The 8,762-nt window shown below is 43.7% G+C and carries 10 protein-coding genes; all 10 read left to right on the forward strand.

Features of this window, described 5'->3' with window-relative positions:
• Window positions 1–159: 159 nt before the first annotated feature.
• The 10 genes from ADG03_RS04390 (at window position 160) to ADG03_RS04435 (ending at window position 8,686) form a co-directional block, all read left to right on the forward strand.
• Window positions 160–354, forward strand: a complete 195-nt coding sequence (locus ADG03_RS04390; RefSeq protein ID WP_003005328.1) for a helix-turn-helix transcriptional regulator — start codon at window positions 160–162, stop codon at window positions 352–354.
• A 27-nt stretch (window positions 355–381) separates the two neighbouring features.
• Window positions 382–864 (forward strand): DUF6773 family protein, encoded by a 483-nt coding sequence (locus ADG03_RS04395; protein WP_049472835.1) that lies wholly within the window; start codon window positions 382–384, stop codon window positions 862–864.
• A gap of 10 nt (window positions 865–874) precedes the next feature.
• Window positions 875–1,366: a DUF6773 family protein gene (locus ADG03_RS04400; RefSeq protein ID WP_049472834.1), complete on the forward strand. Its 492-nt coding sequence runs from the start codon at window positions 875–877 to the stop codon at window positions 1,364–1,366.
• A gap of 151 nt (window positions 1,367–1,517) precedes the next feature.
• Window positions 1,518–2,501 carry an oxygen-dependent tRNA uridine(34) hydroxylase TrhO gene (trhO, locus tag ADG03_RS04405; RefSeq protein WP_049472833.1) on the forward strand — a complete coding sequence of 328 codons (984 nt, stop codon included), beginning with the start codon at window positions 1,518–1,520 and terminating at the stop codon, window positions 2,499–2,501.
• A gap of 99 nt (window positions 2,502–2,600) precedes the next feature.
• On the forward strand, window positions 2,601–3,506 hold the full coding sequence (locus ADG03_RS04410) for a DUF4299 family protein (RefSeq protein ID WP_049472831.1): 906 nt from the start codon (window positions 2,601–2,603) through the stop codon (window positions 3,504–3,506).
• 157 nt (window positions 3,507–3,663) lie between these two features.
• On the forward strand, window positions 3,664–4,437 hold the full coding sequence (locus ADG03_RS04415; protein WP_049472830.1) for a nucleoside phosphorylase: 774 nt from the start codon (window positions 3,664–3,666) through the stop codon (window positions 4,435–4,437).
• Entirely contained in the window at window positions 4,438–6,141 is a 1,704-nt protein-coding gene (locus ADG03_RS04420) for an ABC transporter ATP-binding protein (protein ID WP_049472829.1), read from the forward strand. It abuts the gene before it with no gap.
• On the forward strand, window positions 6,113–6,943 hold the full coding sequence (locus ADG03_RS04425; RefSeq protein ID WP_049472828.1) for an energy-coupling factor transporter transmembrane component T family protein: 831 nt from the start codon (window positions 6,113–6,115) through the stop codon (window positions 6,941–6,943). Before ADG03_RS04420 ends, ADG03_RS04425 begins: the two co-directional genes overlap by 29 nt.
• Before the next feature lie 4 nt (window positions 6,944–6,947).
• The gene (locus ADG03_RS04430) at window positions 6,948–7,700 is read left to right on the forward strand and encodes an SDR family oxidoreductase (RefSeq protein WP_049472826.1); all 753 of its coding nucleotides are present in this window, start codon (window positions 6,948–6,950) and stop codon (window positions 7,698–7,700) included.
• An 83-nt stretch (window positions 7,701–7,783) separates the two neighbouring features.
• Window positions 7,784–8,686: a carbohydrate kinase family protein gene (locus ADG03_RS04435; RefSeq protein WP_049472825.1), complete on the forward strand. Its 903-nt coding sequence runs from the start codon at window positions 7,784–7,786 to the stop codon at window positions 8,684–8,686.
• Window positions 8,687–8,762: the final 76 nt, after the last annotated feature.

Genomic DNA, 8,762 nt, shown 5'->3' on the forward strand with positions numbered 1-8,762 from the left:
GTCTTGCTCGACAATCCAAAAATAATTGAGAGGCTAGGATTTTTGTCCCAGCCTCTTTTTTGTTTTATCAAAAATATTTTTTACAAAATGGAAGATATATATTGCAAAATAGAAAATATAGTGTATAATAAAGCTATAAAAACAAGAAAGGAAAAGCCTGTGGCGAAAAATCTCAAATTAAAAATGGCCCGGGTCGAGCATGATATGACCCAGGGGGATCTTGCAGATGCCATTGGAGTGACGCGCCAGACCATCGGTCTGATTGAGGCAGGGAAATACAATCCGACCCTCAGCCTCTGCCTTGCCATTTGTAAGACCTTGGATAAGACGTTGGATCAACTGTTCTGGGAGTAACAGTTTTAACATAGAAAGAGGAAACATATGAAACAAAAGAAAGAACCAATTGTAAAAGATGAACGGACCATGCTACTTGATGGAAAAATCGCAGGAGAACTTGTCCTTGGCATGACCTGCTTTATTGCCCTATCCGCCTTTGTGAAATCCAGTATCCTGGACTTAGACCTAGTCGCTTATCTCCCTGAGATGTTCCTTCTGATTGCCATGGGAGCCTATGCCTTTGTGAGAAGGATCAGTTCAGGGATTGATGTTCGAGATATGTTAGAAAAAGATAGCTGGTTGAGTCGCCTTGGGTCAGGTCTATTCTTTGCCGTGCTTGTGACAGCTATGGATGTGATTGGAAAGCGAGAAGCAATGAGCTTTATCTTGAGTCCCAAGTATCTGGTTAAAATTTTATTAGAGATCATCGTTTTTGCCATCCTGACAGATCTGCTTGAAAAACCACTTGCTCTTATAAATCGGAAAAAACAAGAGAAGATCGAGGCAGAGTTAGAGGATGAAGAATAAGGAGGAAGAGATGAGATTACAATTGCTGAACAAACAAATCATAGATGAACGAGAAGAAGGCTTAGCTAATAAGGCTGGTGCTGAGACGGCTGGTTTTCTTTTCCTTGCCTTAACTGTTTTTAGTGTAGGATCCATTTTTACATCTAAGGTGGGGCTGAGTCCAATCATGGTGGTAGCCTTACTCATCGTCTCAGGATTGTATTATTCGGTGCGTTGTCAACGATTGGGTGTGAGATTTATCAGTTATAGCTATCTAAATGTGACGGGAATTGTAGTAGTAACCTCTATTCTCTCCTTGTTCATCTGGGCTCAAAATTTTCAATTAAACCAAGCTGTCTATCAGTCCAATCCCTTCCATTCAAAATTTTTGCTGGTGCTTCCTATCACATTTCTCCTGAATCTTCCGATTGTATGGGGGATGAATACCCTTGTGATGCTTTTTGCAAAAGTTGAGAAAAAACGCTATGAAGCCTATCTGGATCAGATGGAAAAGGAAGAGTAGGAAAGTTGGAACCTTGGTGTCGTCGTGTAAAAGTCTGGAACCCCAGGCTTTTATTTTTCAGTCAAATAAATTGCATTCGTTTTCTTGGGAGAGTATACTGGTATAGTTGAATGAAAAATTCTGATAATTTAATCTTAGAAAAGAGAATGACATGGCAAAACCTATTCGTGTATTACTTTATTATAAATATGTTCCCATCGAAAACGCAGAACAATTTGCGGCTGATCACTTGGCCTTCTGTAAATCAATCGGCCTTAAAGGTCGTATCCTAGTCGCTGATGAAGGGATTAACGGAACCGTATCTGGTGACTACGAAACAACGCAAAAATACATGGACTACGTTCACAGCCTTCCAGGGATGGAGGACCTCTGGTTCAAGATTGATGAGGAAGAAGAGCAAGCCTTCAAGAAGATGTTTGTGCGTTACAAGAAGGAAATCGTTCACCTTGGTTTAGAGGATGATAACTTTGACAGCGACATCAATCCGCTTGAAACAACAGGTGCCTACTTGTCACCAAAAGAGTTTAAAGACGCCCTTCTAGATGAGGACACTGTTGTCCTTGACACACGTAATGACTATGAGTATGACCTTGGTCACTTCCGTGGAGCCATTCGTCCAGATATTCGCAACTTCCGTGAATTGCCACAATGGGTTCGCGACCATAAAGAAGAGTTCATGGATAAGCGCGTGGTTGTTTACTGTACTGGTGGTGTCCGCTGTGAAAAATTCTCAGGTTGGATGGTCCGTGAAGGCTACAAAGATGTTGGTCAATTGCACGGTGGTATCGCGACTTACGGAAAAGATCCAGAGGTTCAAGGGGAGCTTTGGGATGGTAAGATGTATGTCTTTGACGAGCGTATTGCTGTTGACATTAACCATGTAGATCCTGTCGTTGTCGGTATGGATTGGTTCGATGGGACGCCTTGCGAACGCTATGTCAACTGTGGTAATCCATTCTGTAATCGTCGTATCTTGACTTCAGAAGAAAACGAAGACAAGTATCTTCGCGGATGTTCGCATGAGTGCCGGGTTCACCCTCGCAATCGTTATGTTGAAGAACACAACTTGTCACAAGCAGAAGTTCGTGAGCGTTTAGCCCTTATCGGTGAGACGCTTGATGGAGCACCTGCATAATAGAAATAAACAGTCTGAAAGCTCAGGCTGTTTTTATATGGAAATTGATTGAAAATTGTGCTATACTTTAGGTAAGCGATTTCACAAAGGAGAAAACAAATGAGTATCGTGTTTTCAATCAAAAATAAAAAGAGCTTATTTGGCTATCAGAAAGTACTCGCAGCACAGGAAGTTCTTAAATTAGTGGAGGGGTTAACAACCTACAACTATGATCCTGCCACCCTTCATCGTCCCTTAAATGATTTTGAAGGCTTGAACTGTATCGTATTTGGTAAGAGCGGTCTTCCTCTGCAGTTACGCTATTTTGATGAGGAAGAGTCTTATCAGATTCAGGTGCCCTCTTTTGCGATAGAAGAAGATTGGCAGTTGGCCCTTCGATGGATCAGTCGCCTAGGAGAAGTATTAGGAACGGAGATTGTGGCTAGTGACGGCGTGAGCTATACTCCAGATTCTATTTTCCATTTTGATTATGAAGTCGTTATCCTAGAAACGCTGGGTAATGTGACGAAAGAAAAAGATCTAAAAGAGTTTGAAGTACAAGGCTTCGCTCATCCAGTCTATTTGGATCGGGATACAGTGCAGGAAGTATTGAACCATGTCCATCCACTAGAAGCCTACTCTGCCTTTATCAAGAAGATTCAATATAGTGCAGCTTATTTCAGTCAAGTCCGTTTTTATCAACAGGAGGAGACAGGAGCCTTCTTAGCCAGCTATAGCTTGACGGAAGATACGGATACGGTCTTGCCAAGCGTGCCACATGTTCCTGCAGAATATGTAGAAATTGTGGGCTTAGCGGGTATCATTGATTGGCGGGTTCTATTGGTAGCGATCGATGGAGATCCTGATAAGCCAGAAAATTACCATCCAATTGGGTCTCTTGCACTGAAGAATCTATTGGCAGCGCTAGAGCCAGATGAATTCCAGCTGCTAGATGCTAGTCAAATTGAAATCAAAAAATTGTCCAAAGAACGGTTGCTAGAATTAGCGCAATTGGAAAACAAGTAAAAAATATCGAAGTGAACTGTCCTTCCGACGTTTGATCCGAAAAATCTAACGTCTGGAAGCAGTTCTTTTTTATGCTCCTTCCTTTGATCAAAAACCAATGACTAGGCTAATTGTGGTATAATAGGGGCCTAGAAGTAGAATGAAAGAGGTGCACGAAATGCTGTTAGAAGAATTTGATGCCAATCGACAGGCGATTATCAATCCACAAGACTTACACCAACCAATTGAAGGATTTCCCAAAGTAGTCATCTCTTGCTTTTCAAGAGTAACTTTTGCTCGCCTCCTTGAAAATTATGAACATGGGGTCATTGCAAGAACCTCCATGGCCAATTTTGAAGTCGTGGTCTATGGGATCACTATTGGAGACCAACAGATTGGTGCCTTTAATGCACCAGTTGGGGCTGCTTCCTGTGTGGGGATTATAGAGGACCTGATTCAATTTGGGATGGAAAAACTGGTGCTCTTTGGAACCTGTGGGGTTTTAGACCGTGATATCGAAGCGACTTCCATCATCATTCCAACGGCTGCTCTTCGCGACGAGGGGACCAGTTACCACTATCTTCCGGCTAGTGATGAAGTGGAAGTAAACAAGAAAACCCTCCCTCTCTTCCAAGCCTTTCTGGACAGTCACAAGGTTTCTTATCAGTCAGGAAAAGTGTGGACGACAGATGCCCCCTACCGGGAAACCATCGACAAGATGAAGAGACGAATGGAAGCAGGAGCCATCTGTGTGGATATGGAATGTTCGGCAGTGGCAGCCTTAGCAGCTTATAGGGGCTTTGAGCTCTGCCATTTCTTCTATGCAGCTGACCACCTCTCGGAAGAAAAATGGGATATCCGAACCTTATCTAGTCATGAGGATTTAGATAGCAAGGATCGCATCGCGGAGTTAGCCATCCAATTTGCGCTCTTTTGGGAAAAGGCAAACTAAATGAAAGAAGCAATGATTGAACTGAAGGATTTTTCCTTCCAATACAAGGCACAGTCTGAGCCAACTTTAAAAAATCTCAACTTAACCATTTATAAGGGGGAAAAGGTTCTGATTGTTGGGCCATCTGGTTCTGGAAAATCAACGATTGGCCAGTGTCTAAATGGGATTATCCCCAATATCTATAAGGGAACCAGTAGTGGGCAATTCCTCATTCAGGGGAAAGAAGCCTTTGATCTCAGTATTTATGAGAAATCTCATTTGGTCAGTACGGTTTTGCAAGATACAGATGGCCAGTTTATAGGTTTGAGTGTCGCAGAAGACTTGGCTTTTGCCCTTGAAAATGACATGGTGGATCTGAGAACGATGAAAGAGCGTGTGCAGAGTTGGGCAGAACGCTTAGATTTGATGAAGCTCTTGGATCATCGGCCACAAGATTTGTCCGGTGGGCAAAAACAGCGAGTGAGCTTAGCAGGTGTCCTGATTGACGAAAGTCCGATCCTGCTCTTTGATGAGCCACTGGCTAATCTAGATCCCAAATCGGGTCAGGATATCATAGATCTGATTGATCAGATTCATGAAGAGCAGGGAACGACAACTATTATCATCGAACACCGTTTGGAGGATGTGCTCTATCGTCCGATCGATCGGGTCATCTTGATCAATCAAGGGCAAATCCTCTTTAATGGGAGCCCAGATGAGTTGTTGAGGACGACACTGCTGGCTGAAAATGGGATTCGAGAACCCCTCTATTTAACAACTCTTCGCCAGCTAGGGCAGGATATCGATCAATTGGAGCATCTAGATCGTCTAGAAGATATCGAGCTTACTGGTGTGAATCGTTCCATTCCAGAAGCGACCTTTACAAAAACTGGAGAAGCAGAAGAACTATTGAAGTTGGAGCAGATTTCCTTTGCCTATCAAGAAAATCATCCGATCTTAAAAAATATATCCCTCAGTATACCTAAGGGGCAGCGCTTAGCGATTGTCGGGAAGAATGGGGCAGGAAAATCAACTCTTGCGAAAGCCATCTGTGGATTCATTACCACAGAAGGGCAATACACCTCTAGAGGTGAAGATATCAAGCAGGAGAGTGTCAAGGAACGGGCTGAGCGAGTCGGTTATGTCCTACAAAACCCCAATCAAATGATTTCGACCAATATGATTTTTGACGAAGTCGCTCTAGGTTTGCGCTTGCGGGGGGTATCGGAAGAAGATATCAAAGAGCGTGTCTATCAAGTGCTGAAAACTTGTGGTCTCTATGAGTTTCGTAAATGGCCGATTTCTGCTCTCTCATATGGGCAAAAGAAACGGGTGACCATTGCCTCTATACTAGTTTTAGGACCAGAAATTTTGGTCTTGGACGAGCCGACAGCAGGTCAGGACCAACGCAATTACACTGACATCATGGAATTTCTAGATAGCTTGCAAGAAAAAGGCCATACCATTGTCATGATTACCCATGATATGCAACTGATGTTGGATTATTCTGATCGTGCCCTTGTAGTATCAGACGGGCAAATTCTAGCAGATCTCTCACCTGCAGAGCTGTTCACTCATCCGGATATTTTACAAGAGGCTAATCTCAAAGAGACTTCGATTTTTGCCTTAGCTAATCGATTAGGAATGGATTCCTTGGCGTTAACGCAGTTTTATATGCAACAGAAAGGAGCAGGTCATGAATCATCGATTAGTCGGCTACCATGAGGGGACGAGTTTTCTTCATCGCCTTTCAGGTGCGAGTAAGTTACTCTTTCTTCTTTTTGTATCTCTTGCCGCCATGTTGAGTTATGATACCCGGCTCCTTCTAGGAATTGGTGTGGGCGCCTTGCTTTTATTCTCTACAGCTGGTATTCGATTTCGGGATATTTCATTTGTACTTGCATTTGCTTTAGTTTTTGCACTGTTAAATGTTGTCATGGTCTATCTCTTTGCCCCCCAGTATGGTGTAGAGATCTACGGGGCAAAGACGGTACTGATGAAGGGGTGGGGCTCCTATAGTATCACCTCGCAGGAACTCTTTTATCTTTTTAATCTAGCTCTTAAGTATGTCTGTACCATACCTCTAGCCTTGATTTTTTTGATGACGACCCATCCTAGTCAGTTTGCTTCAAGCCTCAACCAAATTGGCGTATCTTACAAGATTGCCTATTCTGTCAGCTTGACTCTGCGTTACATTCCTGACGTACAAGAAGAATATCAAACGATTAAATTGTCTCAGGAAGCCAGAGGGGTGGAGTTGTCCAAAAAGGCCAAGCTGATCAAGCGAATCAAAGGCAATTTGCAAATTATCTCTCCCTTAATCTTTAGCTCACTTGAGCGGATTGACAGCATTTCTACGGCCATGGAATTACGTCGCTTTGGTAAAAATAAAAAGCGTACCTGGTATTCTCATCAAGCCATGGAAATGAAAGATTATGGGATGATTCTATCAGCCTTAGCTGTTCTGGTCTTGAGTATTGTCCTGATCTTTGTCAATCAGGGACGTTTTTACAATCCATGGAGGTAATGACATGTCAGAAACGATTTTAGTAACAGGAGCTTCAGCTGGCTTTGGTCAAGCGATTTGCCGTCGCTTAGTAGCAGATGGATACCGTGTGATCGGGTCAGCTAGACGCATCGATAAATTACAGGCCCTTCAAGAAGAGTTGGGAGAAGCCTTTTATCCCCTGCAAATGGATGTGACGGATCTTTCTCAGGTAGATCATGCACTTGCCAGTTTGCCAAAAGCTTGGGAGAGAGTGGATGTTTTGGTCAATAATGCTGGCTTGGCCCTAGGCCTCGCCCCAGCTTATGAAGCAGAGGTTGCAGACTGGCTGACCATGATTCAGACCAATATTGTCGGCTTGACCTATCTGACAAGGAAAATCTTGCCCCAGATGGTGGAACGAAATGATGGCTATATTATCAATTTGGGCTCTACAGCAGGAACTGTGCCTTATCCAGGGGCCAATGTTTACGGGGCATCCAAGGCTTTTGTCAAGCAATTCTCCCTCAATCTTCGGGCGGATCTAGCTGGCAAGAAGATTCGTGTCAGCAATATTGAACCCGGTCTTTGTGAAGGGACAGAGTTCTCTTCTGTTCGCTTTAAAGGAGACGAAAAACGGGTAGAAGCCCTCTATCAAGATGCCCATGCCATTCAGCCTGAAGACATTGCCAACACCGTAGCTTGGTTGATCCAACAGCCCAAGCATGTCAATGTCAATCGGATTGAAATCATGCCGGTTTCCCAAACCTTTGGCCCTCAACCTGTTTATCGTGACTAAAAAGAGAAACAACCACTCCACATGGGGTTGGTTGTTTTTTATCTTTCCTCTGGTATAATAGAAGGCAAAGTAAGGAGAAAAAGATGACAGCTGCCTTAATTATTGGTTCTACAGTTTGTGATGTGATGATTTACTTGGATCGTTTGCCGAGTCGTGAAGGAGATGCCCATATTGATCACCAGCAATGGTCTGTGGGAGGTTGTGCCTTTAATGTCGTTAATATCCTTCATTTTTTGTCGCAACCCTACCAGTTTGTATCGCCAGTCGGTTCTGGGATGTATGGTGATTTTATTCGGAGAGAGTTGAAACAATTAGGGATTTCCTCTAGCATCTCATTAGAAGGGGCCAATGGTTGCTGTTACTGCTTTGTAGAGTCTGATGGTGAGCGGACCTTCTTATCAGACCACGGAGTGGAGTATAGCTTTCAAGCAGAGTGGCTAAAAGAGATTGAGACAGATCGGTTTGATTACATCTACTTATGTGGCCTTGAAGTCGAGGAGCCAACTGGTCTTGCATTGGTCCAGTCTGTTTCGCAACTAGAAGGCCAGGTGATTTTCGCACCTGGGCCACGTGGACTCTTGATTCCAAAGGATCGACTGGAAGCAATTTATGATCTGCATCCGATTCTCCATGTTAATGAGGCTGAAGCACTGGTTTTCTCAGGGTGTAGAGAGATCCAGCCAGCCATCGAATACTTGTATCAGAGAACGGGGCAATTGGTCATTGTCACCTTGGGTGAAAAAGGCGCGGTTGCCTATGATGACAACTGGTATGAGGCAGACGGTTTTCCAACAGAAGTCGTCGATACAGTAGGCGCTGGAGATAGCCATGTGGGAGCCTTCATATCCGCCCGTTTAGAAGGCTTAGACATTGCGCAAGCCTTAAGATTTGCCAACAAAGTCTCTAGCCAGATTGTTGCAAGTAAGGGGGTTCATCTGACAAAAGAGCAGCAAGAAGCCCTGCGAACAGAATTGAAACAAAAATAAAAAAGAGAGTGGGACAGAAATCGGTAATTCATTAGAATTCGATTTCGTCGTCCCACCTCCGCACAGTTGAGTAGGG

This window comes from Streptococcus parasanguinis (assembly GCF_001069785.1).
In the GTDB taxonomy this organism is placed as follows: Bacteria; Bacillota; Bacilli; order Lactobacillales; family Streptococcaceae; genus Streptococcus; species Streptococcus parasanguinis_T.

Bases quoted from the DNA above. Each gene is read 5' to 3' on its own strand.
- ADG03_RS04430 (WP_049472826.1), top strand. From the start codon at position 6,948: ATGTCAGAAACGATTTTAGTAACAGGAGCTTCAGCTGGCTTTGGTCAA.
- ADG03_RS04400 (WP_049472834.1), top strand. From the start codon at position 875: ATGAGATTACAATTGCTGAACAAACAAATCATAGATGAACGAGAAGAA.
- ADG03_RS04435 (WP_049472825.1), top strand. From the start codon at position 7,784: ATGACAGCTGCCTTAATTATTGGTTCTACAGTTTGTGATGTGATGATT.
- ADG03_RS04420 (WP_049472829.1), top strand. From the start codon at position 4,438: ATGAAAGAAGCAATGATTGAACTGAAGGATTTTTCCTTCCAATACAAG.
- ADG03_RS04425 (WP_049472828.1), top strand. From the start codon at position 6,113: ATGAATCATCGATTAGTCGGCTACCATGAGGGGACGAGTTTTCTTCAT.
- trhO (WP_049472833.1), top strand. From the start codon at position 1,518: ATGGCAAAACCTATTCGTGTATTACTTTATTATAAATATGTTCCCATC.
- ADG03_RS04395 (WP_049472835.1), top strand. From the start codon at position 382: ATGAAACAAAAGAAAGAACCAATTGTAAAAGATGAACGGACCATGCTA.
- ADG03_RS04415 (WP_049472830.1), top strand. From the start codon at position 3,664: ATGCTGTTAGAAGAATTTGATGCCAATCGACAGGCGATTATCAATCCA.
- ADG03_RS04410 (WP_049472831.1), top strand. From the start codon at position 2,601: ATGAGTATCGTGTTTTCAATCAAAAATAAAAAGAGCTTATTTGGCTAT.